Below are 25553 nucleotides of genomic sequence, written 5' to 3' on the forward strand. Positions count from 1 at the left end.
GCAGGCAAAACCCCAAAGGATGGCAAGACCTTATATAATCTGCGGTCTTTGTCCCACCAGAAGCGAGAGACCCCAGTGAGCAATCTGCCGCCCTGCCCGAAATGCAATTCCGAATACACCTATGAAGACGGCGCAATGCTGGTCTGCCCGGAATGCGCCCATGAGTGGTCGGCCGATGCCGCCGCCGAAGCGTCCAGCGACGCCAAGGTGATCAAGGATTCCGTCGGCAATGTGCTGCAGGACGGCGACACCATCACCGTGATCAAGGACCTCAAGGTCAAGGGCTCTTCCCTGGTGGTGAAGGTCGGCACCAAGGTGAAGAACATCCGCCTGGTCGACGGCGACCACGACATCGACTGCAAGATCGACGGCATCGGCGCCATGAAGCTGAAGTCGGAGTTCGTGAAGAAGGTCTGAGCCTTCGCACTCCCCGAGAAGCCCGGCCACTGCGCCGGGCTTTTTCATTGTTGGGGACATCGTAGGAGCGGGCCATGCCCGCGAATCGCGGCCATGGGCCGCTCCTACAATGGCCGGTTACGCACGATGGGCCGCGCGCATCGTGTTTCGATCAGGGCGTCACTTCGAATCGCAGGGTGCCGATCACCTGTCCTGCCTCCGTGAGCACCTGCACCTGCCACTTGCCGACCGGGTCCGGCGGGAAGTTCTGCTTGTGGGTCCAGGCGCGGTAGCCGGCTTCGCGGCCGCCGCGAATGTCCAGGGCGATGCGGTCGAACACCCGGCCCTTGTGCCGCCAGACGTGGTAGATGCGCTCGTCCAGCCCGCGCGGCGCGCTGATCGCGGTATAGGCGTAGAGCCCCTGGCTGCGGATCTGCGCGGCGGAGATCGTCTCCAGGCTGTCGCCCGGGGTGCGCTGGCTGTTGTCGAACTCGGCGGTCACCGCCATCTCGGTCATCCACAGGGTCGACGGCGGCACCCAGGCGCGGGCGAACCAGCCGGCCGTGCCGATCACCGCGGTGAGCCCGAGCAGCGCCAGCCAGCGCCACCACTTCTGGATCGACACCGACACCGCCAGGCTGGGGAAGGACAGCAGCACGGCGATGCCCAGCGCCCATTCGTAGCTCTGCGGCGTGGTCAGGTGGAGGATGATCGGCAGCGCCGTCAGCAGCACGGCGAACAGCGTCAGGGTGTGGTAGCCGAGGAAGGTCCAGCGCCGCGGCGCCAGCCACTTGTAGTAGACCGGATCGACGATGGCGATCAGCCCGGCCAGCGCCAGGGCGCCGGTGAACAGCGCCTGCCCGCTGTTCCAGGTGGTGGTGACGAAGAAGAACGGCAGGCAGAAGAACAGGCTTTCCTGGTGGATCAGCTGGGTGGCGTAGCGCAGCAGCGGCGGCGGCAGTTCCCAGCCGAAGCGCTTCTTGATGCGCTTGGTGAGCAGGTTCTCCAGCATCAGCCAGATCCAGCTGACCAGCATGACGATCGCCATGACCCGGGCGAAGCCGGCGCGGTGGCGGTCGACCATGATGAAGCTGAACACCCCCGAGCAGAAGCCGAACACGGCAACCAGATGGGGATAGCGGGCCATGAGGGCGACGACGAAAGTGCTCAGGCGCTGGAGACGGGCCTTCCAGATAAGCATTGGATCGGTGGAGTGCGGCAGGGAAAGGAGTGCTGATTGTATCGTCCGGACAGGCCGGCGGACCATGCTGCTCGGCAGGGCGTTCGCCACCGTCTTGCCGCCGATGGCGTTTTTGTAGGAGCGAGCTCTGCTCGCGAAGCTTTTGCTTTGCCGGCGTTCGCGAGCAGAGCTCGCTCCTACGAAGATGCTCTCGCGTTGCTGATTCCCTCACCCCAGCCCTCTCCCAGAGGGAGAGGGGGCATGTTTGGCGTGGGGTGGCATGCCGTGCCAGCCGGCAACTCCGAATAGTCCCCTCTCCCTTGAGGGAGAGGGTTAGGGTGAGGGGGCACCTCGCGACGAAGCAAAGACAGTTGCTCCTGCGGAGGCCGATTTGCGGGCAAAAAAAAGGGACGCTGCAAGCTGCAGCGCCCCGTAGTGGAGAGAGTCTGACTGACCTCTCAGCCGGTGAGCGTGGCGCGCGGAGTGTTCCGCGGCGCCGGGTATAAAAGCAGGGATGGTAGCCATCCCTGAAAGGGTGGGAGGAATCATTCCTCCGCAACCGGTGAGTCTTGGGCCGGCGCTATCCCGGCCCGGCGATCAGGCGCGCAGCGGAATCAGGCGCGGGGCGATCATGTTTTCCGGGAGCAGGATGTCGGCGAGTGTCGCCTCGTCCAGCAGCTTCTCTTCACGTACCAGCTCCAGCACGCCGCGGCCGGTTTCCAGCGCGGTCTTGGCGATGCGCGTGGAGTTCTCGTAGCCGATGTACGGGTTCAGCGCGGTCACCAGGCCGATGCTGTGCTCCACCAGCTTGTGGCAGTGCTCGACGTTGGCGGTGATGCCGGTGATGCAGTGCTCGCGGAGCATGTCCATGGCGCGCTGGAGCAGGCGGATCGAGTCGAAGATCTTGTAGGCGATCAGCGGCTCCATCACGTTCAGCTGCAGCTGGCCGCCTTCGGCCGCCAGGGTCAGGGCGAGGTCGTTGCCGATCACTTCGAAGGCGACCTGGTTGACCGCTTCCGGGATCACCGGGTTGACCTTGCCAGGCATGATCGAGCTGCCCGGCTGGCGCGGCGGCAGGTTGATCTCGTTGATGCCGGTGCGCGGGCCGCTGGAGAGCAGGCGCAGGTCGTTGCAGATCTTCGACAGCTTGACCGCGGTGCGCTTGAGCATGCCGGAGAACAGCACGAAGGCGCCCATGTCCGAGGTGGCTTCGATCAGGTCGGCGGCCGGGACGACCGGTTGGCCGCTGATCGCTGCCAGGCGCTCGACGGCGAGCTTCTGGTAGCCGGGGTCGGCGTTGATGCCGGTGCCGATGGCGGTGCCGCCGAGGTTCACTTCGGTGAGCAGCTCGGGCGCCAGGCGACGCAGGCGGTCGAGGTCTTCGCCGAGGGTGGTGGCGAAGGCCTGGAATTCCTGGCCGAGGGTCATCGGCACGGCGTCCTGCAACTGGGTGCGGCCCATCTTCAGCACGTTGGCGAACTCGACGCCCTTGGCGGCGAAGGCCTGGATCAGGCTGTCGAGGCTGGCCAGCAGGGTGTCGTGGCCGAGCAGCAGGCCCAGGCGGATGGCAGTCGGATACGCGTCGTTGGTCGACTGCGCCATGTTCACGTCGTTGTTCGGGTGCAGGTACTTGTACTCGCCCTTGGCGTGGCCCATCGCTTCCAGCGCGATGTTGGCGATCACCTCGTTGGCGTTCATGTTGGTGGAAGTACCGGCGCCACCCTGGATCATGTCGACCACGAACTGCTCGTGGTAATCACCGCGGATCAGGCGGGCGCAGGCCTCGCTGATCGCCGCATGCTTCTCGGCGGGCAGGTGGCCCAGTTGCTGGTTCGCATCGGCTGCAGCCTGTTTGACCATCGCCAGGGCGACGACCAGTTTAGGGTAGTGCGACAGCGGCACACCGGACAGGCGGAAGTTGTTCACGGCACGCAGGGTCTGGATGCCGTAGTAGGCGTCGGACGGTACTTCGAGGGTGCCGAGCAGGTCTTTCTCGATGCGGAACGATGCAACAGGGGACATGACGAGATTCTTCTCAGGGAAACACGGCAACCGCCGCGATGCCCAGTAGACTAGGGATTTCGCCGATCGTCGGCCAATGCTGTTAAGCGCTGCCTCATGCACAAACGGCATAATGTACGCTGTGACCAGTTGATGACGACGAGCGTGAGACGTGTTATGCGCGGTCCGGAGGAAAGCTTGTGAATCTCGAACTGAAATGGCTGGAAGACTTCAGCGCGCTGGCGGCGACCCGCAGCTTCTCGCAGGCGGCGGAGAAGCGCTTCGTTACCCAGCCGGCCTTCAGCCGGCGCATCCGCAGCCTGGAGGACGCCCTCGGCCTGACCCTGGTGAACCGCCAGCGCACGCCGATCGAGCTGACCGAAGCCGGGCAATTGTTCCTGGTCACCGCGCGCACGGTGGTCGAGCAGCTCGGCGAGGTGGTGAGGCACCTGCACCACCTGGAAGGCGGGCAGGGCGAAGTCCTGCAGTTCGCCGCCGCGCACTCGCTGGCGCTGGGTTTCTTCCCCTCGTGGATCGCGCGCCTGCGTGCCGAGGGCCTGAACATCGCCAGCCGGCTGGTGGCGACCAACGTCGGCGAAGCGGTGCACCTGCTGCGCGAAGGCGGCTGCGACCTGATGCTGGCGTTCTACGATCCGGATGCGGCGCTGCAGATGGACCCGGAAATCTTCCCCTCGCTGCACCTCGGGCGCACCGAGATGCTGCCGGTCTGCGCGGTGAACTCCGCCGGGGTGCCGCTCTACGATCTCGACAGCGGCCAGAGCGTGCCGCTGCTCGCCTACAGCGCCGGCGCCTTCCTCGGCCGCGGCGTCAATCTGCTGCTGCGCCAGCGCAACCTGCGCTACACCACGGTGTACGAGACGGCGATGGCCGACAGCCTGAAGAGCATGGCCCTGCAGGGCATGGGCGTGGCCTGGGTGCCGCGCCTGAGCGCCGCCGCCGAACTGGCGCGCGGCGAACTGGCGATCTGCGGCGGCCCGCACTGGGTGGTGCCACAGGAAATCCGCCTGTACCGCTGCGCGCTGGTGCGCAAGGCGGCGGTGCGCTTGCTGTGGCGCAAGCTGGAGGGGGGAATGGGGGCTTCGTAGCCGGCTGATGCGCTCTCGCCGTCGTAGGTTGGTGCTGAACGCAGTGAAGCCCAACGTCTGCCGAGCCTGGCACCGTTGGGCTTCGCAAGCTCAGCGCCAACCTACGAGAGGCCTGCATCTCGACGAGGAGCCGCCGATGTTGCGCTGGATCACCGTGACCGGGTCATCTTGAGTTGAGGCAAGCTTTTTCCTGCCGATTCGCGGCAGCTCCCTGCAACCGGCCCGGGAAATCGGGACGGACGGTCGAGTGAGGTGCACGTCAGACGCGGCTTTGCGGTATACTGCGGCGCCTTCGAACCGGCACAGCCCGCCGGTTCGGCCACGTACAAGCCACGCCCCTCCCTGAAGCGTGGCTTGTTGGTTTTTGACGCGCCGCCCGGCGCATACAGAGAGGCACGACGATGAGCGCACTGGTTGGCGTGATCATGGGCTCCAAATCCGACTGGAGCACCCTCAGCCACACCGCTGACATGCTGGAAAAGCTGGGGATTCCCTACGAAGTGAAGGTGGTTTCCGCCCACCGCACTCCCGACCTGCTCTTCCAGTACGCCGAAGAGGCCGAAGGCCGCGGCATCGAAGTGATCATCGCCGGCGCCGGCGGTGCCGCCCACCTGCCGGGCATGTGCGCCGCCAAGACCCACCTGCCGGTGCTCGGCGTGCCGGTGCAGTCGTCCATGCTCTCCGGCGTCGATTCGCTGCTGTCCATCGTGCAGATGCCCGCCGGCATTCCGGTCGGCACCCTGGCCATCGGCAAGGCTGGCGCGGTCAACGCGGCGCTGCTGGCGGCGAGCATCCTCGGCGGCAAGTACCCGAAATATCACGTCGCACTGAAAGTGTTCCGTTCCGAACAGACGGAAACCGTGCTGGACAACCCGGACCCCCGAGAAGCCTGAGTACATCCATGAAAATCGGTGTCATTGGTGGCGGCCAGCTCGGCCGCATGCTGTCCCTGGCGGGCACTCCGCTGGGCATGAACTTCGCCTTCCTCGACCCGGCGCCGGACGCCTGCGCCGCCGCACTCGGCGAGCACATCCGCGCCGACTACGGCGACCAGGACCACCTGCGCCAACTGGCCGACGAGGTCGATCTGGTGACCTTCGAGTTCGAGAGCGTGCCGGCCGAGACCGTGGCCTTCCTCTCGCAGTTCGTGCCGGTCTACCCCTGCGCCGAATCCCTGCGCATCGCCCGCGACCGCTGGTTCGAGAAGTCGATGTTCAAGGAGCTGGGCATCCCCACTCCGGCCTTCGCCGACGTCCAGTCGCAGGCCGACCTCGATGCCGCGGTGGCCAGCATCGGCCTGCCGGGCGTGCTGAAGACCCGCACCCTCGGCTACGACGGCAAGGGCCAGAAGGTCCTGCGCAGTGCCGAGGACGTCGCCGGCGCCTTCGCCGAACTGGGCAGCGTGCCATGCATCCTCGAAGGCTTCGTGTCCTTCACCGGCGAAGTGTCGCTGGTGGCGGTGCGCGGCCGCGACGGCGAGACGCGCTTCTATCCGCTGGTGCACAACACCCACGAGAGCGGCATCCTGCGCCTGTCGGTGGCCAGCTCGAACCATCCGCTGCAGGCGCTGGCCGAGGACTACGCCGGCCGCGTGATGCAGAAGCTCGACTACGTCGGCGTGCTGGCCTTCGAGTTCTTCGAGGTGGACGGCGGCCTGAAGGCCAACGAGATCGCCCCGCGCGTGCACAACTCCGGGCACTGGACCATCGAAGGCGCCGAGTGCAGCCAGTTCGAGAACCACCTGCGCGCCGTCGCCGGCCTGCCGCTGGGCTCGACCGCCAAGGTGGGCGAGAGCGCGATGCTCAACTTCATCGGCGAAGTGCCGCCGGTGGACAAGGTCGTCGCCATCGCCGACTGCCACCTGCACCACTACGGCAAGGCCTTCAAGGACGGGCGCAAGGTCGGCCATGCGACCATCCGCAGCGCCGATCTGCCGACGCTGAAGGCGAGGATCGCCGACGTCGAGGCCCTGATCGCCAAGGCGTGACGCCAGTGCGGCCGTTCTCCTGCAGGGCGGCCGCGTGCTTCTACACTGTCCGATGACAGGCGCGTGCAATGCGCTCAAACCCACAAGGAGGGACTGTCATGGGACTTATCGCAACCATCGTAATCGGCCTGATCGTCGGCCTCGTCGCGCGTTTCCTCAAGCCCGGCGATGACAGCATGGGCTGGATCATGACCATTCTGATCGGCATCGGCGGCTCGCTGCTGGCCACCTATGGCGGCCAGGCGCTGGGCATCTACGCCGCCGGCCAGGTGGCGGGCTTCATCGGCGCGGTGATCGGCGCCGTGATCCTGCTGGTCATCTACAACATGGTGAAGAAAAGCTGAGCACAGCCGTTCCGGGACCGCAGGCGGTTCGTTGTCCGGGCCGCTGTGCCTGCTGGTCATTCGCCTGCCGATGCAGAACAATGCGCGGCGTTCGCCCGCCACCATCGGAACGCCCATGCGCCGTACCCTGTTCGCCTGCAGCCTGTTGCTGCTGACCTCCCTGGCCCACGCTGCCACCCACGAACTCCCCGAAACCGACTGGCTGTCCCTGATGCCGCCGAGCGACCGCCAGGCGCTGGAAGACATGCCGGAAATCGACCACGCCGGCCCCGAGGCCAACGGCACCTTCACCGACAAGGGCGGCCTGAAGCAGAAGGACAAGGGCCTGCCGGCGGTGATGTTCTCGACCAGGACCGTCGCCGCGCTGAACGGCAAGGCGATCCGCCTCGGCGGCTACCCGGTGCCGCTGGAGAACGACGCGAAGGGGCGGGTGACCGAGTTCTTCCTGGTCCCCTATCCGGGCGCCTGCATCCACGTGCCGCCACCGCCGCCGAACCAGATCGTGCTGGTGCGCTACCCCAAGGGCCTGAAGCTCGACGACATCTACAACCCGCTGTGGGTCAGCGGCACGCTGAAGGTGGAGCAGGTCAGCAACCAGATGGCCGATGCGGCGTATGCGATGGACGATGCCAAGGTCCGCCCGGTCGAGGAAAGCGATCTCTGAGGGCCGATGGCTTTTCGTAACCGCGTAGGTTGGTGCTGAACGTAGTGAAGCCCAACGAAAGCTGTTGGGCTTCGTGCCTCAGCCCAACCTACGACGCCACTCCGCCGCTCAATTGCTCCCGCGCGTAATCGACGAACAGCTGCGCCGGTTTGGTCAGTTGTGCGCGTTTCAGCCAGGCGGCGACCAGTCCGGAGGCGCTGACCGGTTCGGCGATGTCCACCATCACCACCTTCTTGCCGTCGTAGGTGCACTCCGAGTGCGGCCGGGTGACCAGCACGGAGAAACCGAAACCCTGGCCGACCATGCCGCGCACCATCTCGATGGAGGGCGAACTGAAGGCGATGTGCGGGTTAAGCCCCAATTCCTCGAAGATGCTTACGAAATACGTACGACTTGGCTGCACATCGAGCAGGATCATCGGCTCCAGCGCCAGGTCGCGCAGCGATACCTGTGCCTGCTGGGCGAAGCGGTGGTTTTCCGGGAGCAGGGCGTAGGGGCGCTGTGCCGGCATCAGCGGCTGGGTCTCGATGGTGCCGTCGAGGTCGTGCTCGTAGAGGAAGGCGAGATCGAAGCGGCCGGCGGTGAGGCCCTGCACCAGTTCCTGCTGCTCGCCGTCGCGGATGCGGATTTCCACTCCCGGATAACGCTCGCGGAAGCCGGCGATCAGGCGCGGCAGGTAGAGCGGGGCTACCGTCTCGAAGCAGCCGATATCGATCTGCCCGGCCACCACGTCGTTGTCGGCCAGGGCGTTCTGTTCGAACTCGTGGGCCATGCGCAGCAGCTCCTGCGCCTTGCGATAGAAGCGCGCGCCGCTGGGCGTCAGCGATACGCCCTGGGCATGGTGGCGAATGAACAGCTGGACGCCGAAGCTTTCCTCCAGCCCCTTGATCGCCGTGGAGATCGACGGCTGCGCGATGTACAGCTTGCGTGACGCCTCGGCCACGCTGCCGCATTCCACGGTCGTCACGAAATACCTGAGTTGCCGCAAGGTATAGGAAGCCACTGCAAGACCTCTGCTCGGCGACGCATCCGGTGGTGCGTGCCTGATTGTTGTGGGTGGTTCTGTGGAGCGTTGGGGGAAAGCAAGGAGTGGGCCTGCTTTTCCCTCACCCTAGCCCTCTCCCAAGGGGAGAGGGGACTGGTTCGGTGATGGGGGATGCATTGGCGTTCTGCCGGACAACCCCCTCTCCCTCCGGGAGAGGGCAGGGGTGAGGGCGTGCCAGCTCGGTCCCCATGCCCTGCACAATAACCCAGCACAACGCACTTTGCCGGTGCACGGCTACCCAGCTTTTTCGTATACCCCGAAGACATATTTAATATTTTTCCTACGCCGGCCCTTGCGCGACCATCTGATCCCATCTCAGAACAATAACGCTCGTGAGCGGGAGTGCCGTGGTGTACCAACTCAACGACTGGCAACAGCGTGCCGCACGTCAGACCTTCATCGATAGCGCCCTGATCGACGGCCGCCGCGTGGCCGCCGCCGATGGCGCCACCTTCGATTCCATCGATCCGGCCACCAACCGCCTGCTGGCGAAAGTCGCAGCCTGCGGCGAGGCGGAAATCGACGCCGCCGTGCGCAGCGCGCGCCGGGCCTTCGAGAGCGGCCCCTGGGCGCGCATGGCGCCGCGCGAGCGCAAGGCCGTGCTGCTCAGGCTCAGCGAACTGATGATGGCCAACCGCGAGGAACTGGCGCTGCTCGACTCGCTGAACATGGGCAAGCCGGTGAATGACGCCTGGAACATCGACGTCCCCGGCGCCGCCGGCGTGTTCGCCTGGTACGCGGAAAGCCTCGACAAGCTCTACGACCAGGTCGCACCGACCGCCCAGGACGCCCTCGCCACCATCACCCGCGTGCCGCTGGGCGTGATCGGCGCTGTGGTGCCGTGGAACTTCCCGCTCGACATGGCCGCCTGGAAGCTCGCCCCGGCGCTGGCCGCCGGCAACTCGGTGGTGCTCAAGCCGGCCGAGCAGTCGCCGTTCTCCGCCCTGCGCCTGGCCGAACTGGCGCTGGAAGCCGGCCTTCCGGAAGGCGTGCTGAACGTCGTGCCGGGCCTCGGTGAAACCGCCGGCAAGGCCCTCGGCCTGCACATGGATGTGGACTCGCTGGTGTTCACCGGCTCGACCCAGGTGGGCAAGTACTTCATGCAGTACGCCGCGCAGTCCAACCTCAAGCAGGTCTGGCTGGAGTGCGGCGGCAAGAGCCCGAATCTCGTGTTTGCCGATTGCCGCGACCTCGATCTTGCGGCAGAAAAAGCGGCCTTCGGCATTTTCTTCAACCAGGGCGAAGTCTGCTCGGCCAACTCACGACTGCTGGTGGAGCGCTCGATCCATGACGAATTCGTCGAACGCCTGATCGCCAGGTCCCGCGACTGGCTGCCCGGCGACCCGCTCGACCCGGCCAGCCGTGCCGGCGCCATCGTCGATGGCAAGCAGACCGCCGGCATCCTGCGCTTCATCGACGAGACGCAGAGTAGCGGCGCGAAACTCGCCTGCGGCGGTCGCCAGCTGAGCTTCAACGGCTCGGACAACTTCATCGAGCCGACCATCTTTACCGGCGTCGATCCGCAACAGCGCCTGGCCCGCGACGAAGTGTTCGGCCCGGTGCTTGCAGTCACCGCGTTCGACAGCGAGGACGAGGCCGTCCGGCTGGCCAACGACAGCGTCTACGGCCTGGCCGCCTCGCTGTGGAGCGACGACCTCAACCGTGCGCACCGCGTGGCGCGCCGGCTGAATGCCGGCACCGTGTCGGTCAACACGGTGGATGCCCTCGACCCCTGCGTGCCCTTCGGCGGCGGCAAGCAGTCCGGCTTCGGCCGCGACCTGTCGCTGCACTCGTTCGACAAGTACACGCAGCTGAAGACCACCTGGTTCCAGCTGCGCTGAGTGCCATCCGGACCCGATAAAGACAACAAGAGAACATCCGCATGAGCGTGCAACAACCAACCCTGCGTCGCGTACTGGGCCTCGGCCCGCTGCTGGCCGTGGCCATCGGCCTGGTGGTTTCCCAGGGCGTGATGGTGCTGATGCTGCAGGGCGCCGGCAGCGCCGGCCTCGGCTTCATCGTGCCGCTCGGGGTGGCCTACCTGCTGGCCCTGAGCTACGCCTTCTCCTTCTCCGAACTGGCGCTGATGATCCCCCGCGCCGGCGGCCTGAGCAGCTACACCGAGGTCGCCATCGGGCATTTCCCGGCGATCCTGGCGACCTTCTCCGGCTACGTGGTGGTGGCGATGTTCGCCCTCTCCGCCGAACTGCTGCTGCTCGACATGATCATCGGCAAGGTCTACCCGGGCAGCGTGCCGCCGATGTTCATCGCCTATGGCGTGCTCGGCCTGTTCACGGTGCTCAACCTGCTCGGCATCGACATCTTCGCGCGCCTGCAGAGCGTGCTGGCGCTGGTGATGATGATCGTCCTGCTGCTGCTCGGGCTGGGCGCGGTGAGCCATGACGGGGCTGCCGTGTCGACCGCCGTGGCCAGTGGCTGGAACCCGCTGGGCGTCGGCGTGCTGGCGCTGACCGCACTGGCCGTGTGGGGCTTCGTCGGTGCCGAGTTCGTCTGCCCGCTGGTGGAGGAAACCCGGCGTCCGGAGCGCAACATCCCGCGCTCGATGATCCTCGGCCTGACCATCATCTTCCTCACCATCGCCCTGTACTGCCTCGGCGCGCTGATGCTGATTCCCGGCGAGGAACTGGCCGGCGACCTGCTGCCGCACTTCACCTTCGCCAACAAGGTGTTCGGCGACTACGGCCAGCTGTTCCTGGTGATCGCCGCGATCACCGCCACCTGCAGCACGCTGAACTCGTCGCTGGCGGCCATCCCGCGCATGCTCTACGGCATGGCGCAGAACGGCCAGGCCTTCCCGCAGTTCAAGTGGCTCAGCAAGGCGCGCACCCCGTGGGTGGCCGTGCTGTTCGTCGCCGCCATCACCGGCATGCCGATCGTCCTGCTCGGCGACAACCCGGACGCGATCAACATCCTGCTGCTGGCCGCCGCGCTGTCCTGGCTGCTCGCCTACATCATCGCCCACGTCGACGTGCTGGCCCTGCGCCGCCGCTACCCGCAGATCGCGCGGCCGTTCCGCACGCCGTTCTACCCGTGGCCGCAGGTGTTCGGCATCGCCGGCATGATCTACGCCGTGGTTCACGTGTCCCCGACCCCGGAAATGACCGGCCGCATCTTCGCCAGCGCAGGCGTGGTGCTGGGCGTGGTCTCGCTGGTGGCGGTGGTGTGGATCAAGCTGGTGATGCGCAAACCCCTTTTCGTACCCGAACCGCTCGAGACGGCCGGTGAGACTGCCCAGGGCAAGTCCGTCGCCCTCGATCCCCTGCAATCCCCTCTGGCCTGAAACTCGCCGAGGGAACTAGGAGAAAGTCGATGACTGACAAGACCACTCAACAGCGTGAAACCCGCGACTACCAGGCGGCGGACGCGGCCCACCACATCCATGCGTTCCTCGACCAGAAGGCGCTGAACGAGGAAGGCCCGCGCGTGATGGTGCGCGGCGAGGGCCTGTACCTCTGGGACAACGACGGCAAGCGCTACCTCGACGGCATGTCCGGCCTGTGGTGCACCCAGCTCGGTTATGGCCGCAAGGACCTGGCCGCCGCCGCCACCCGCCAGCTGGAACAGCTGCCGTACTACAACATGTTCTTCCACACCACCCACCCGGCGGTGGTGGAACTGTCCGAGCTGCTCTTCAGCCTGCTGCCCGGCCACTACAGCCACGCGATCTACACCAACTCCGGCTCCGAGGCCAACGAGGTGCTGATCCGCACCGTGCGCCGCTACTGGCAGATCCTCGGCAAGCCGCAGAAGAAGATCATGATCGGCCGCTGGAACGGCTACCACGGCTCGACCCTGGGCAGCACCGCGCTCGGCGGCATGAAGTTCATGCACGAGATGGGCGGCATGCTGCCGGACATCGCGCACATCGACGAACCCTACTGGTTCGCCCACGAAGGCAACCTGACCCCGGCGGAATTCGGCCTGCGCGCCGCACGCCAGTTGGAAGAGAAGATCCTCGAACTGGGCGCCGACAACGTCGCCGCGTTCGTCGCTGAGCCGTTCCAGGGCGCCGGCGGCATGATCTTCCCGCCGGAAAGCTACTGGCCGGAAATCCAGCGCATCTGCCGCAAGTACGACGTGCTGCTGTGCGCCGACGAAGTGATCGGCGGCTTCGGCCGTACCGGCGAATGGATGGCTCACCAGCACTTCGGTTTCGAGCCGGACACCCTGTCCATCGCCAAGGGCCTGACCAGCGGCTACATCCCCATGGGCGGCCTGGTGCTGAGCAAGCGCATGGCCGAGGTGCTGGTCGAGCAGGGCGGCGTGTTCGCCCACGGCCTGACCTACTCCGGACACCCGGTAGCCGCCGCAGTCGCCATCGCCAACCTGAAGGCGCTGCGCGACGAAGGCGTGGTCACCCAGGTGAAGAGCGACACCGGCCCGTACCTGCAGCAATGCCTGCGCGAAGTGTTCGGCGAGCATCCGCTGGTGGGCGACATCCAGGGCGCCGGCCTGGTCGCCGCGCTGCAGTTCGCCGAAGACAAGGCCAGCCGCAAGCGCTTCGCCAACGAAAACGACATCGCCTGGCGCTGCCGCACCATCGGTTTCGAGGAGGGCGTGATCATCCGCTCGACCTTGGGCCGCATGATCATGGCCCCGGCCCTGGTGGCGACCCGCGCGGAGATCGACGAACTGATCGACAAGACCCGCATCGCGGTCGACCGCACGGCGCAGGAGATCGGGGTGCTGTAAGCCCCGGTCGACGTAGGGCGGGTGCAACCCGCCTTGCGCGCCGATGGCGGGTTTCACCCGCCCTACCTCCACAACAACGCCGCGGGTCCAACGAGGCCCGCGCGATGGAACCCCTTTGTCCGGCTCCTGGCCGGTAACTGCCCCGCAACACACAACAACGCCAATCGGCTGTGGGAGTTCGTTCCATGAAAGTGTCCTTGCCAACCCTCACCTGCGCGGTCTTCGCCGCGTTCACCGGCGCCGCCCAGGCGCAATCGCAGAGCATCACCGTCATCTCCTTCGGCGGCGCCACCAAGGCGGCCCAGGAGCAGGCCTACTTCAAACCCTTCAACCAGTCCGGCGCCGGCACCGTGGTCGCTGGCGAATACAACGGCGAGATGGCCAAGGTGAAAGCCATGGTCGATGTCGGCCAGGTCAGCTGGGACGTGGTCGAGGTGGAAAGCCCCGAACTGCTGCGCGGCTGCGAGGAAGGCCTGTTCGAGCGCCTCGACCCGGCGGCCTTCGGCGACGAGGCGCAGTTCGTCCCCGGCACCCTCAGCGAGTGCGGCGTGGCCACCTACGTCTGGTCGATGGTGATGGCCTACAACGGCGAGAAGCTGGCCAAGGCGCCGACCTCCTGGGCGGACTTCTGGAACGTCAAGGACTTCCCCGGCAAGCGTGGCCTGCGCAAGGGCGCCAAGTACACCCTGGAAGTCGCCCTGCTGGCCGACGGGGTGAAGTCGGAAGACATCTACAAGGTGCTCGCCACGCCGGAAGGCGTCACCCGCGCCTTCGCCAAGCTCGACCAGATCAAGCCGAACATCCAGTGGTGGGAAGCCGGCGCCCAGCCGCCGCAGTGGCTCGCCGCCGGCGACGTGGTGATGAGCGCCGCCTACAACGGCCGCATCGCCGCCGCGCAGAAGGAAGGCGTGAAGCTCGGCATCGTATGGCCCGGCAGCCTCTACGACCCGGAATACTGGGCGGTGGTGAAGGGCACCAAGAACAAGGCGCTGGCGGAGAAATTCATCGCCTTCGCCAGCCAGCCGCAGACGCAGAAGGTGTTCGCCGAGAACATCCCCTACGGGCCGGTGCACAAGGATGCGTTGGGCCTGCTGCCGGCCGATGTACAGGCCAACCTGCCCACCGCCCCGGCCAACCTGGAAGGTGCGCGTTCGGTTGATTCGGAGTTCTGGGTCGACCACGGCGAGGAGCTGGAACAGCGCTTCAACGCGTGGGCGGCGCGGTAAGACCGCGGTATTGATGGATTGGCGGGTTGCACCCGCCCTACGCCGGCTCCACGTCTATCGGGGCTTTTCGTAGGATGGGTTGAGCGCAGCGATACCCATGCGGTCGTGGATGATGGGTATCGCAAGCTCAACCCATCCTACATGGCGTCGCATTTGCGGTAGGGCGGGTGCAACCCGCCAATCACGGCACAAAAAAAGGGAGCCCTAAGGCTCCCTCGGAGAGAGACCGCAGCGGGGACGCCGCAGCCGGGGTTGGATGCTGCGTGGTTACGCGGCGCGGAACAGGTTGTGCGGGTCGATGACGAATTTCTTCGGCACGCCGGCATCGAACTCGCCGTAGCCTTTCGGCGCGTCGTCGAGGGTGATGACTTCCACCCCGACGATGTCGGCGATCTTGATGCGGTCCCACATGATGGCCTGCATCAGCTGGCGGTTGTACTTCATCACCGGGGTCTGGCCGGTGTGGAAGGTGTGGGATTTCGCCCAGCCGAGACCGAAGCGGATGCTCAGGCTGCCGTGCTTGGCGGCGTCGTCCACCGCGCCCGGGTCTTCGGTGACGTAGAGGCCGGGGATGCCGATCTTGCCGGCGACGCGGACCACGCCCATCAGCGAGTTCAATACGGTAGCCGGTGCTTCATGCTGCGAGCCGCTGTGGCCGTGGCCGCGCGCTTCGAAGCCCACGGCGTCGACGGCGCAGTCGACTTCCGGTTCGCCCAGCAGGTCGGCGATCTGCTCGTGCAGCGGGGTGTCTTTCGACAGGTCGGCGATTTCGAAGCCCTGGGCCTTGGCGTGGGCCAGGCGGGTCGGGTTGACGTCGCCGACGATCACCACGGCCGCACCGAGCAGGCGGGCGGAAGCGGCGGCAGCCAGGCCGACCGGACCGGCGCCAGCGATGTATACCGTGCTGCCCGGGCCGACACCGGCGGTGACCGCGCCGTGGTAGCCGGTGGGCAGGATGTCCGAGAGGCAGGTCAGGTCGCGGATCTTCTCCATCGCCATCTCGCGGTTCGGCAGTTTCAGCAGGTTGAAATCGGCGTAGGGGACCAGCACGTATTCGGCCTGGCCACCGACCCAGCCGCCCATGTCGACGTAGCCGTAGGCGCCGCCGGCGCGGGCCGGGTTGACGGTCAGGCAGACGCCGGTGTGCTGTTCCTTGCAGGTGCGGCAGTGGCCACAGGCGACGTTGAAGGGTACTGAGACCAGGTCGCCGATCTTCATGGTCTCGACGCCACGGCCGATTTCCACGACTTCGCCGGTGATCTCGTGACCAAGCACCAGGCCGACCGGCGCGGTGGTACGGCCGCGCACCATGTGCTGGTCGGAACCGCAGATGTTGGTGGAAACCACGCGCAGGATCACGCCGTGGTCGATCTGCTTGCCTTGGGGGTCCTGCATCTTCGGATAGGGAATGTTCTGCACCTCGACCTTTCCGGCTCCGAGATACACGACACCACGATTACCAGACATAGCTATTCCTCATTGTCGTTGTGGGTACGAATGCGCGGCACCGAGGCCGAGCGGCATTGCACTGGGAATTCGTCTGTTGCTGTTGCGCGACAGGCGCCGGAAAAGCTGGCAGTCCGGTGGCTGTCGGTGTTGCTTGGGCGAAGGCTTCCCCTCACCCCAACCCTCTCCCGGAGGGAGAGGGGGCGTTCCGGTGTTCGTTGAAACTTCGTGCTACCCGGCCACTCCGTGAAACCCCCTCTCCCTCTGGGAGAGGGCAGGGGTGAGGGTTGGTTCTACAACACCACCGTCCGATTGGCGTTAAGGAACACCCTTCGCTCGATGTGATACCCAACCGCCCTTGCCAGGGTCAGGCACTCGATATCGCGGCCCTTGGCGATCAGGTCTTCCGGGTAGTGCGAGTGGTCCACCGACTCGACGCCCTGGGCGATGATCGGCCCCTCGTCGAGGTCGTTGTTGATGTAGTGGGCGGTGGCGCCGACCAGCTTGACGCCCTTCTGGTACGCCTGGTGGTACGGCTTGGCGCCCTTGAAGCCGGGCAGCAGCGAGTGGTGGATGTTGATCGCCCAGCCGTCCAGCTTGCGGCACAGCTCGGGGGAGAGCACCTGCATGTAGCGGGCGAGGATCACCAGTTCCGCGCCGGTTTCCTCCAGCACCTGCCACACCTTGGCCTCCTGCGCAGCCTTGTCGCGCGGGTCGAGGGGGAAGTGGTGGTAGGGGATGCCGTGCCAGCGGGCCAGCGGTTCCAGGTCCGGATGGTTGGAGATCACCGCCACCACGTCCATCGGCAACTGGCCGATGCGCTGGCGGTAGAGCAGGTCGTTCAGGCAGTGGTCGGCCTTGGAGACCATGATCGCCACCTTGCTGCGATAACCCGGCGGGGTCAGCGCGACGTTCATCTGGAACGGCGCGGTGCGCTCGACCAGTCCGGCGCGGAACACCGCCTCGTCGAAGCCATCACCGGCATGGAACTCGATGCGGATGAAGAAGCGCTGCGCCAGGCGGTCGTCGAACGAGTGGTGCTCGGTGACGTAGCAGCGCTGCTCGTAGAGATAGCGCGTGACCACGTCCACGGTGCCCAGCAGGCTCGGACTGTCGGCGGTGAGAATCCAGGTATCGGGGGTGCGGCTCATCTCGGTCTCCCGGTTTCGGTTGGCGCTGGACGTAGGTTGGTGCTGAGCGCAGCGAAGCCCAACGGTGGGCGGGGTGGGCAATGTTGGGCTTCGCAAGCTCAGCGCCAACCTACGCTCCCGCCAACCAATGGCGTTTACGCAGCTACCTTCAGGCCGTACTCGGCACTTGCATCCTGCAGCCAGAGCCAGAAGTAGTCGGAGAAGCTGCGGCGCACGATCAGTTCCCAGGTGTCCTCGCCGGTGTGGCGGATCACGCAGGTGGCCTTGGCGAACACGGTGCCGACGGCCTTGCCCACCGGGAAGTTGCTCGGGTGCACGTCGTAGCTGGTGGACTTCATCAGCAGTTCGCGGACTTTCGGGCCGGAGAGTTCCAGCACGGTCTGCCCGCCGCTGATGTTGACCACCGAGTAGTGCAGTTCCTCGCCGAGGGCCTTGCGCAGCTTCTGCTCGACGGCCAGTTCCTCGCCGCTCGGGACGATCAGCAGCCACTCGTCCGGGGCCATCCATTGCAGGGAGATATCGCCCTTGGCAGCCAGGGTCAGGGCCACCGGCAGCTCCAGGCCGAGCGCCTTGTGCACGCCGCCGGCGAAGGCCGGGTCCTTGGCGTCGCCGCGCAGGGTCAGGTGGCCGAGCAGTTTCTTCTCGCGCAGGACGATCCCGGACTGCGGATTGCCGCGGCCGGCGAGCTTGTACAGCTCGGCGTGATGGAGCGGGGATTCGGCGTGTACGCCGGCTTCCGGGCGTTGCTGGTAGACGTTTGCTTTGGTCATGTTCTGTTCACCTCAGGCTCTGTGTGGCCTTGGCCCTCACCCCAACCCTCTCCCAGGGGGAGAGGGGGCTGGTTCGAGTGGGTTGTGAGTGATGTGCTTCCCGGTCGGCGCGGTCTACCCCCTCTCCCTCCGGGAGAGGGTTGGGGTGAGGGAACAGTCCGGCGCCGATCTCAATCCACGTTCTGCCGTTCCCCTTTCGGGTCGTAGAACACCGAGCTGCAGATCTCCGCCTCGATCACCCGGCCGTCGGCCAGCGGTGCGTAGACCTTCTCGCCCATGCGCTTGAGCCCGCCTTTCACCACGGCCATGGCGAAGCTGTAGCCGAGGGTGGAGCTCATGTAGCTGGAGGTGACGTGGCCGACCATGTTCATCGGGATCGCCTGCTGGGTGGTGAACACCAGTTGCGCGCCCTCTGGCAGCACGTCCGACGGGTTGGTGGGCTTGAGGCCGACCAGTTGCTTGCGGTCGCTGCGCAGGGTGTCGCTGCGGTTCATGCCGCGCCAGCCGATCCAGGAGAACGGCTTGGTGCGACCCACGGCCCAACCCATGTTCAGGTCGTCCGGGGTGACCGAGGCGTCGGTGTCCTGGCCGATGATGATGAAGCCCTTCTCGGCGCGCAGGACGTGCATGGTCTCGGTGCCGTACGGGGTCAGGCCGTACTTCTCGCCGTGCTCGACCAGCTTCTCCAGCACACCCATGGCGTAGTCGGCCTGGATGTTCACCTCGTAGCTCAGCTCGCCGGTGAAGGAGATGCGGAACACGCGGGCCGGTACGCCGGCGACCTTGCCTTCCTTCCAGGTCATGAACGGGAAGGCGTCCTTGCCGAGGTCGATGTCGGTGACTTCGGCGAGCAGCTTGCGGCTGTTCGGGCCGGACAGGGTCAGGGTCGCGTAGTGGTCGGTGACCGAGGTGAAGTACACCTTCAGCTCCGGCCATTCGGTCTGGTGGTACAGCTCCAGCCACTCCAGCACGCGGGCGGCGCCGCCGGTGGTGGTGGTCATGACGAAATGGTTGTCGGCGAGGCAGGCGGTCACGCCGTCGTCGAAGACCATGCCGTCTTCCTTGCACATCAGGCCGTAGCGGGCCTTGCCCACGTCCAGCTTGGTCCAGGCGTTGGTGTAGACGCGGTTGAGGAACTCGCGCGCGTCCGGGCCCTGGATGTCGATCTTGCCGAGGGTGGAGGCGTCCAGCAGGCCGACCTTCTCACGCACGGCGCGGCATTCGCGGGCCACGGCGGCGTGCATGTCTTCGCCGCGCTTGGGGAAGTACCACGGGCGCTTCCACTGGCCGACGTCCTCGAACTCGGCGCCGTTCTTCACGTGCCAGGCGTGCAGGGCGGTGAAGCGCACCGGTTCGAACAGGTGGCCGCAGTGACGGCCGGCGACGGCGCCGAAGGTCACCGGGGTGTAGTTCGGGCGGAACATGGTGGTGCCGGTGTCGGCGATGCTCTTGCCCTGGGCGCGCGCGGCGATGGCCAGGCCGTTGATGTTGCCGAGCTTGCCCTGGTCGGTGCCGAAGCCGAGCGCGGTGTAGCGCTTGACGTGCTCGATGGACTCGAAGCCCTCGCGGCAGGCCAGTTCGATGGCGGCGGCGGTCACATCGTTCTGCGGATCGACGAACTGCTTGGGCGCCCGCGCGGTGGATTTCTCGTGGGGCACCTGGAACAGCGCCAGGGTGTCTTCCTCGCGGCGTTCCGGGGCTTTCGGCAGGTCGCCTTCGACGGCCTTGAAGCCGCTTTCCAGCGCTGCCTGGGTGCCGGCCTGGTAGCCGTCGACGAGGGCGTCGGCGAGACGGAACACGCCATTCACCGCGCCGGCGCAGATGCGCTTCTGGAAGGCCAGGCCGGGGACGAAGGCGAGGATGTCTTCACGCCATTCCGGCTTGCCGCCCAGGTGCGAGGCCAGGTGCACCACCGGGCTGTAGCCGCCGGAACTGGCGATCAGGTCGCAGTCCAGCCAGTCGCCGGGGGCGGTGACCTTCATGCGGAAGCTGTCGATCGGCGCGACCTTGGCGCCGCTCACGCGCTTGCTGCCGCGCGCTTCGATCACGGCGCTGCCGGTGATCACGCGCATGCCGCGCTTGCGGGCTTCCTCGACCCACTCGCCGCGCGGATTCGGACGCGCATCGGCGATGGCGACCACCTGCAGGCCGGCTTCCTGCCAGTCCAGGGCGACGCGGTAGGCGTAGTCGTTGTTGGTCGACAGCACCAGCTTCTTGCCGGGCGCCACGCCGTAGCGGCGCACGTAGGTGGAAACCGCGCCGGCGAGCATGTTGCCGGGCAGGTCGTTGTTCGAATAGACCAGCGGACGCTCGTGGGCGCCGGCGGCCAGCACCACGCGCTTGGCGCGCACGCGGTGGACGCGCTGGCGCACCTGGCCAAGCGGAGCGGTCTCGCCCAGATGGTCGGTGCGCCGCTCGTGGATGGTGAGGAAGTTGTGGTCGTGGTAGCCGTTGACCGTGGAGCGCGGCAGCAGGGTGACTTCGCGCATGCTCTGCAGCTCGGCGATGACCTGTGCGACCCACTCGTCGGCGGGCTTGCCGTCGAGGGTTTCGCGGCTGTCCAGCAGGCTGCCGCCGAACTCTTCCTGTTCGTCAGCGATGATCACCCGCGCACCGCTGCGCGCGGCGGCGAGGGCTGCGGCCAGACCAGCGGGGCCGGCGCCGACCACCAGCACGTCGCAGTGATGGTTCAGCCAGTCGTAGCTGTCCGGATCGACTTCAGTCGGAGCACGTCCCAGGCCGGCGGCCTTGCGGATGTACTTCTCGTAGGTCGGCCACATCGACTGCGGGTACATGAAGGTCTTGTAGTAGAAGCCGGGCGGCATCATCTTGCCGCCGACCTTGCCGAACACGCCCATCAGGTCGTTCTGCACGTTCGGCCAGCCGTTGGTGCTGCTCGCCACCAGGCCGTCGTACAGCGCCTGCTGGGTGGCGCGCACGTTGGGGATCTGGGTGGCTTCGCGGGAACCGATCTGCAGGATCGCATTCGGCTCCTCGGGGCCGGCGGCGACGATGCCGCGCGGGCGCGAGTACTTGAAGCTGCGGCCGACGATATCGACGCCGTTGGCCAGCAGCGCGGCGGCCAGGCTGTCGCCGGCGTAACCCTGGTATTGCTGGCCGTTGAAGTTGAAGGTCAGCGACTTGCTGCGGTCGATGCGACCGCCACGGGAAAGACGATTGATCTGGCTCATGGTCTCAGGCCTTCTCGACTGCGGGCTGTGCGGCGGCTTTCTTCTCGGCTTCGGTGGTGACGCTGGGTTTCTCGCCGATCTTGTAGGTTTCGAGGATTTCGTAGGTCACCGTGTGGCGGGTGACGTTGAAATACTTGCGGCAGCCGGTGGCGTGCACCCACAGCTCGTGGTGCAGGCCGCGCGGGTTGTCGCGGAAGAACATGTAGTCGCCCCATTCCTCGTCGCTGACGGCGTTGGGGTCGAGCGGGCGCGGAATGTGCGCCTGGCCCTTGGCGTGGAATTCCTCTTCGGAACGCAGCTCGCCGCAGTGGGGGCAGAAGATGTGCAACATGATGTGGGCCCTCTTAGTGTGCGACGGCAGCGGCGCCGTGCTCGTCGATCAGCGCGCCGGAGTGGAATCGGTCGATGGAGAAGGGCGCGGCCAGCGGATGCGGCTCGCCCTTGGCGAGGGTGGCGGCGAAGACGTTGCCCGAGCCGGGAGTCGCCTTGAAGCCGCCGGTGCCCCAGCCGCAGTTGAAGAACAGGTTCTTCACCGGGGTCTTGCCGATGATCGGGCAGGCGTCCGGCGTGGTGTCGACGATGCCGCCCCACTGGCGGTTCATGCGTACGCGCGAGAGCACCGGGAACATCTCGACGATGGCCTGCAGGGTGTGCTCGATCACCGGGTAGGAACCGCGCTGGCCGTAGCCGTTGTAGCCGTCGATGCCGGCGCCGATGACCAGGTCGCCCTTGTCCGACTGGCTGATGTAGCCGTGCACGGCGTTGGACATGATCACGCTGTCGATGATCGGCTTCAGCGGCTCGGATACCAACGCCTGCAGCGGGTGCGATTCGATCGGCAGGCGGAAGCCGGCGAGCTTGGCCATGTGCCCGGAGTTACCGGCGGTGACCACGCCGACACGTTTCGCGCCGATGAAGCCGCGATTGGTCTCGACGCCGATGACCACGCCGTCCTGCTTGCGGAAGCCGATCACTTCGGTCTGCTGGATCAGGTCCACGCCGAGGGCGTCGGCCGCGCGGGCGAAGCCCCAGGCCACCGCATCGTGACGGGCCACGCCGCCGCGACGCTGCACGGTGGAACCCATGATCGGATAGCGGGCGCTCTTGGTGCAGTTCAGGTAGGGGATTTCCTCGGCCACCTGCTGCGCGTTGAGCAGCTCGCCGTCCACGCCGTTGAGGCGGTTGGCGCTCACGCGGCGCTCGCCGTCGCGCATGTCCTGCAGGGTGTGGCAGAGGTTGTAGACGCCGCGCTGGGAGAACATGACGTTGTAGTTCAGGTCCTGGGACAGGCCTTCCCACAGCTTCATCGCGTGCTCGTAGAGCTGCGCGGATTCGTCCCACAGGTAGTTGGAGCGGACGATGGTGGTGTTGCGCGCGGTGTTGCCGCCGCCCAGCCAGCCCTTCTCGACCACCGCGACATTGGTGATGCCGTGTTCCTTGGCCAGGTAATAGGCAGTCGCCAGGCCGTGCCCGCCACCGCCGACGATGACCACGTCGTAGACCTGCTTCGGCGTCGGCGTGCGCCACATGCGCTGCCAGTTCTCGTGGTGGCTCAGGGAATGCTTGAACAGGCCGAAGCCGGAGTAGCGTTGCATGTGGGTGCTCCTAATCTTTGCTCCCTCTCCCTTTGGGAGAGGGCTGGGGTGAGGGGTTTTGCCGGCCCCTCATCCGCCCTTCGGGCACCTTCTCCCGGAGGGAGAAGGGGGATCTTCAACGATAAACCGGGAAATCCGCGCACAGCCCGGCGACCTGGCTGGCCACCTTGGCCTCTACGTCCGCATCACCCAGGTGATCCAGCACGTCGCAGATCCAGCCGGCCAGCTCGCGGCTCTGCTCTTCCTTCAGCCCGCGGGTGGTGATGGCCGGGGTGCCGATGCGGATGCCGGAGGTGACGAACGGGCTCTGCGGATCGTTCGGCACGGCGTTCTTGTTCACCGTGATGCCAACGCGACCAAGGGCGGCGTCGGCGTCCTTGCCGGTCAGGCCCTGCTTGATCAGCGAGAGCAGGAACAGGTGGTTGTCGGTACCGCCGGAGACCACGTCGTAGCCACGGTCGATGAACACGCTGGCCATGGCCTGGGCGTTCCGGATCACCTGGGCCTGGTAGTCCTTGAAGCCCGGCTCCAGCGCTTCCTTGAAGCACACCGCCTTGGCCGCGATCACGTGCATCAGCGGGCCGCCCTGGGCGCCGGGGAAGACGGCGGAGTTGAGCTTCTTCTCGATCTCCTCGTTGCCGCGCGCCAGGATCAGGCCGCCGCGCGGGCCGCGCAGGGTCTTGTGGGTGGTGGTGGTGACCACGTCGGCGTAGGGCAGCGGGTTCGGGTACAGGCCGGCGGCCACGAGACCAGCGACGTGGGCCATGTCGACGAACAGGTAGGCACCCACCTTGTCGGCGATCTCGCGGAAGCGCGGGAAGTCGAGGGTTTTCGAGTAGGCGGAGAAGCCGGCGACGATCATCTTCGGCTTGTGCTCCAGCGCCAGGCGCTCCACTTCGTCGTAGTCGATCAGCCCGGTGTCGGTGTTCAGGCCGTACTGCACGGCGTTGTACAGCTTGCCGGAGGACGACACCTTGGCGCCGTGGGTCAGGTGGCCGCCGTGGGCCAGGCTCATGCCGAGGATGGTGTCGCCGGCCTGCAGCAGCGCCAGGTAGACCGCCGAGTTGGCCTGCGAACCGGAGTGCGGCTGGACGTTGGCATAGTCGGCGCCGAACAGCTGCCTGGCGCGGTCGATGGCCAACTGCTCGACCTTGTCCACGTGCTCGCAGCCGCCGTAGTAGCGCTTGGCCGGATACCCTTCGGCGTACTTGTTGGTCAGCCCGCTGCCCTGGGCCTGCATGACGCGCTTGCTGGTGTAGTTCTCCGAGGCGATCAGTTCGAGGTGGTCTTCCTGACGGGCATCCTCGGCCTGCATCGCGGCGAACAGTTCATCGTCATAGCCCTGGATCTGGTCGTGCTTGCTGAACATCGCGGGGTCTCCGTGCGACAAGCCTGTGTCGCCTTGTTGGGTGGCGGCTTTCCGGGACGCTGGATGCAGCGGTCGGTATGAGCCAGTTGCAATCGATTGTGCGTAAGCGCCATGACCTCCGTTTGCCTGTTTACGACCTCAAAATGCCCAAACCGACCCGGCCTACTACCTGCCGTCACCCGTGCCGCGCGGCGACTGCCGGGAAGGGCGGCCGGGTGTAGACTGGGCGTCGACCTCGTGTCGCAGAAAAACAAGAAACACGGACTGCATTTGACTGCCCTCACCCGGTCATCGCAGTGGAGGAATTTTCCAGATGGCTAGCACTTCCCAGGCAGCCGCCAGCGAGCGGACGCCTGTCGCCAACCCGACACCCGGCATGAAGACCTACGGCTTCCTGCTGATCCCCAACTTCACCACCATCGGCTTCGCCTCGGCGGTGGAAACCCTGCGCATGGCCAACCTGGCCGCGCACCGCACGCTGTACCGAACCCTGCTGATCGCCCGCGACCTCGAACCGGTCCAGGCGAGCAACGGCATGCGCGTGCTGCCCGACCATTCCGTGGACGACGCGCCGAAGCTGGACGCACTGTTCGTGGTCGGCTCCAACCCGATCCCGGCGAAAAACGACCGCCACCTGATCGACTGGCTGCGCAAGCTCGCCCGCCACGGCGTGCCGCTCGGCGGCATCTGCACCGGCAGCCACCTGCTGGCCAGCGCCGACCTGCTGCGCGGCTACCGCTGCACCATCCACTGGGAAGACATCGAACAGCTGAAGGACAGGTTCCCCGGCATCGTCATCTCCAACCAGCTGTTCGAACTGGACCGCGACCGCTACACCTGCTCCGGCGGCACGGCGGCGATGGACATGACCCTGCAACTGATCGCCCGCGAACCGAAAGGCGTGGAAATCGCCACCCGCGCCGCCGAACTGCTGCTCTGCGACCGCATGCGCGGCTCCCGCGAACAGCAGCGCGTACCGCTGCGGCAGAAGCTCGGCACCGCGCAGCCGAAGCTGAGCCAGATCGTCGCGATCATGGAGGCCAACCTGGAGGAACCGCTGGAGCTGGAAGAACTGGCGCAGCTCAACGAGGTGTCGGTGCGCCAGCTGGAGCGGCTGTTCAGCAAGTACCTGGAACGCACGCCCAGCCAGTACTACCTCGAACTCCGCCTCAACCGCGCCCGCGACCTGCTGCTGCGCAGCGAAGCGCAGATCCGCGAAGTCGCCCTCTCCTGCGGCTTCACCTCGCCGGCGCACTTCTCCAAGTGCTACAGCCGCTTCTTTGGCTGCTCGCCAAGGGGGCAGAGGAAGCAGAGTCCGTTGGGGGCGTAGACGCGGAAGATCGCGTCCGGGCTTTTTGTAGGAGCCAGC

General features: G+C 66.3%; 21 protein-coding genes. 11 read left to right on the forward strand and 10 right to left on the reverse strand.

Annotated elements, in window-relative coordinates; translation table 11 throughout:
* Positions 1 to 75: 75 nt before the first annotated feature.
* Positions 76 to 417, forward strand: a complete 342-nt coding sequence (locus JFY56_RS12405; RefSeq protein WP_208314059.1) for a zinc ribbon domain-containing protein YjdM — start codon at positions 76 to 78, stop codon at positions 415 to 417.
* A 151-nt stretch (positions 418 to 568) separates the two neighbouring features.
* On the opposite strand, the gene JFY56_RS12410 is transcribed toward JFY56_RS12405, so the two are convergent.
* Positions 569 to 1597, reverse strand: coding sequence for a DUF5924 family protein (locus tag JFY56_RS12410; protein ID WP_208314060.1), 1029 nt, complete (start codon positions 1595 to 1597; stop codon positions 569 to 571).
* Between the two features lie 576 nt (positions 1598 to 2173).
* Entirely contained in the window at positions 2174 to 3598 is a 1425-nt protein-coding gene (gene aspA / locus JFY56_RS12415) for an aspartate ammonia-lyase (RefSeq protein WP_208314061.1), read from the reverse strand.
* A 179-nt stretch (positions 3599 to 3777) separates the two neighbouring features.
* On the opposite strand from aspA, the gene JFY56_RS12420 reads away from it, so the two are divergent.
* The 5 genes from JFY56_RS12420 (at position 3778) to JFY56_RS12440 (ending at position 7678) form a co-directional block, all read left to right on the forward strand.
* Positions 3778 to 4683 (forward strand): LysR substrate-binding domain-containing protein, encoded by a 906-nt coding sequence (locus tag JFY56_RS12420; RefSeq protein WP_208314062.1) that lies wholly within the window; start codon positions 3778 to 3780, stop codon positions 4681 to 4683.
* 401 nt (positions 4684 to 5084) lie between these two features.
* The gene (gene purE, locus JFY56_RS12425) at positions 5085 to 5576 is read left to right on the forward strand and encodes a 5-(carboxyamino)imidazole ribonucleotide mutase (RefSeq protein WP_208314063.1); all 492 of its coding nucleotides are present in this window, start codon (positions 5085 to 5087) and stop codon (positions 5574 to 5576) included.
* Positions 5577 to 5584: 8 nt separating this feature from the next.
* The gene (locus JFY56_RS12430) at positions 5585 to 6670 is read left to right on the forward strand and encodes a 5-(carboxyamino)imidazole ribonucleotide synthase (protein WP_208314064.1); all 1086 of its coding nucleotides are present in this window, start codon (positions 5585 to 5587) and stop codon (positions 6668 to 6670) included.
* A gap of 98 nt (positions 6671 to 6768) precedes the next feature.
* Positions 6769 to 7014 carry a GlsB/YeaQ/YmgE family stress response membrane protein gene (locus JFY56_RS12435; RefSeq protein WP_208314065.1) on the forward strand — a complete coding sequence of 82 codons (246 nt, stop codon included), beginning with the start codon at positions 6769 to 6771 and terminating at the stop codon, positions 7012 to 7014.
* A gap of 115 nt (positions 7015 to 7129) precedes the next feature.
* Positions 7130 to 7678 (forward strand): DUF3299 domain-containing protein, encoded by a 549-nt coding sequence (locus tag JFY56_RS12440; RefSeq protein WP_208314277.1) that lies wholly within the window; start codon positions 7130 to 7132, stop codon positions 7676 to 7678.
* An 88-nt stretch (positions 7679 to 7766) separates the two neighbouring features.
* Here JFY56_RS12440 and JFY56_RS12445 read toward each other — a convergent pair whose 3' ends face one another.
* Positions 7767 to 8681: a LysR substrate-binding domain-containing protein gene (locus JFY56_RS12445; RefSeq protein ID WP_208314066.1), complete on the reverse strand. Its 915-nt coding sequence runs from the start codon at positions 8679 to 8681 to the stop codon at positions 7767 to 7769.
* Between the two features lie 392 nt (positions 8682 to 9073).
* On the opposite strand from JFY56_RS12445, the gene JFY56_RS12450 reads away from it, so the two are divergent.
* From JFY56_RS12450 to JFY56_RS12465, 4 genes are all read left to right on the forward strand, one after another.
* The gene (locus JFY56_RS12450; protein WP_208314067.1) at positions 9074 to 10564 is read left to right on the forward strand and encodes an aldehyde dehydrogenase; all 1491 of its coding nucleotides are present in this window, start codon (positions 9074 to 9076) and stop codon (positions 10562 to 10564) included.
* Positions 10565 to 10605: 41 nt separating this feature from the next.
* A complete protein-coding gene (locus JFY56_RS12455) occupies positions 10606 to 12024 on the forward strand; it encodes an APC family permease (protein ID WP_208314068.1) in 1419 nt (472 codons plus the stop codon).
* 29 nt (positions 12025 to 12053) lie between these two features.
* Entirely contained in the window at positions 12054 to 13436 is a 1383-nt protein-coding gene (locus tag JFY56_RS12460; RefSeq protein WP_208314069.1) for an aspartate aminotransferase family protein, read from the forward strand.
* Between the two features lie 185 nt (positions 13437 to 13621).
* Positions 13622 to 14662, forward strand: a complete 1041-nt coding sequence (locus JFY56_RS12465; protein ID WP_208314070.1) for an ABC transporter substrate-binding protein — start codon at positions 13622 to 13624, stop codon at positions 14660 to 14662.
* Positions 14663 to 14929: 267 nt separating this feature from the next.
* Here JFY56_RS12465 and fdhA read toward each other — a convergent pair whose 3' ends face one another.
* From fdhA to glyA, 7 genes are all read right to left on the reverse strand, one after another.
* Positions 14930 to 16129 carry a formaldehyde dehydrogenase, glutathione-independent gene (gene fdhA, locus JFY56_RS12470; RefSeq protein WP_208314071.1) on the reverse strand — a complete coding sequence of 400 codons (1200 nt, stop codon included), beginning with the start codon at positions 16127 to 16129 and terminating at the stop codon, positions 14930 to 14932.
* Between the two features lie 272 nt (positions 16130 to 16401).
* The gene (locus JFY56_RS12475; RefSeq protein ID WP_208314072.1) at positions 16402 to 17259 is read right to left on the reverse strand and encodes a formyltetrahydrofolate deformylase; all 858 of its coding nucleotides are present in this window, start codon (positions 17257 to 17259) and stop codon (positions 16402 to 16404) included.
* A 134-nt stretch (positions 17260 to 17393) separates the two neighbouring features.
* Positions 17394 to 18029, reverse strand: coding sequence for a sarcosine oxidase subunit gamma (locus JFY56_RS12480; protein WP_208314073.1), 636 nt, complete (start codon positions 18027 to 18029; stop codon positions 17394 to 17396).
* A 170-nt stretch (positions 18030 to 18199) separates the two neighbouring features.
* Complete coding sequence (locus JFY56_RS12485) at positions 18200 to 21220, reverse strand: sarcosine oxidase subunit alpha (RefSeq protein WP_208314074.1); 3021 nt, start codon at positions 21218 to 21220, stop codon at positions 18200 to 18202.
* Positions 21221 to 21224: 4 nt separating this feature from the next.
* Positions 21225 to 21551, reverse strand: coding sequence for a sarcosine oxidase subunit delta (locus tag JFY56_RS12490; RefSeq protein WP_208314075.1), 327 nt, complete (start codon positions 21549 to 21551; stop codon positions 21225 to 21227).
* Positions 21552 to 21564: 13 nt separating this feature from the next.
* Positions 21565 to 22815, reverse strand: coding sequence for a sarcosine oxidase subunit beta (locus JFY56_RS12495; RefSeq protein ID WP_208314076.1), 1251 nt, complete (start codon positions 22813 to 22815; stop codon positions 21565 to 21567).
* 115 nt (positions 22816 to 22930) lie between these two features.
* Positions 22931 to 24184, reverse strand: a complete 1254-nt coding sequence (gene glyA / locus JFY56_RS12500) for a serine hydroxymethyltransferase (RefSeq protein WP_208314077.1) — start codon at positions 24182 to 24184, stop codon at positions 22931 to 22933.
* A 376-nt stretch (positions 24185 to 24560) separates the two neighbouring features.
* Between glyA and JFY56_RS12505 the strand changes: the two genes are divergently transcribed.
* On the forward strand, positions 24561 to 25514 hold the full coding sequence (locus JFY56_RS12505; protein WP_208314278.1) for a GlxA family transcriptional regulator: 954 nt from the start codon (positions 24561 to 24563) through the stop codon (positions 25512 to 25514).
* Positions 25515 to 25553 lie beyond the last annotated feature (39 nt).

It is taken from the genome of Pseudomonas schmalbachii, assembly GCF_017589465.1.
In the GTDB taxonomy this organism is placed as follows: domain Bacteria; phylum Pseudomonadota; class Gammaproteobacteria; order Pseudomonadales; family Pseudomonadaceae; genus Pseudomonas; species Pseudomonas schmalbachii.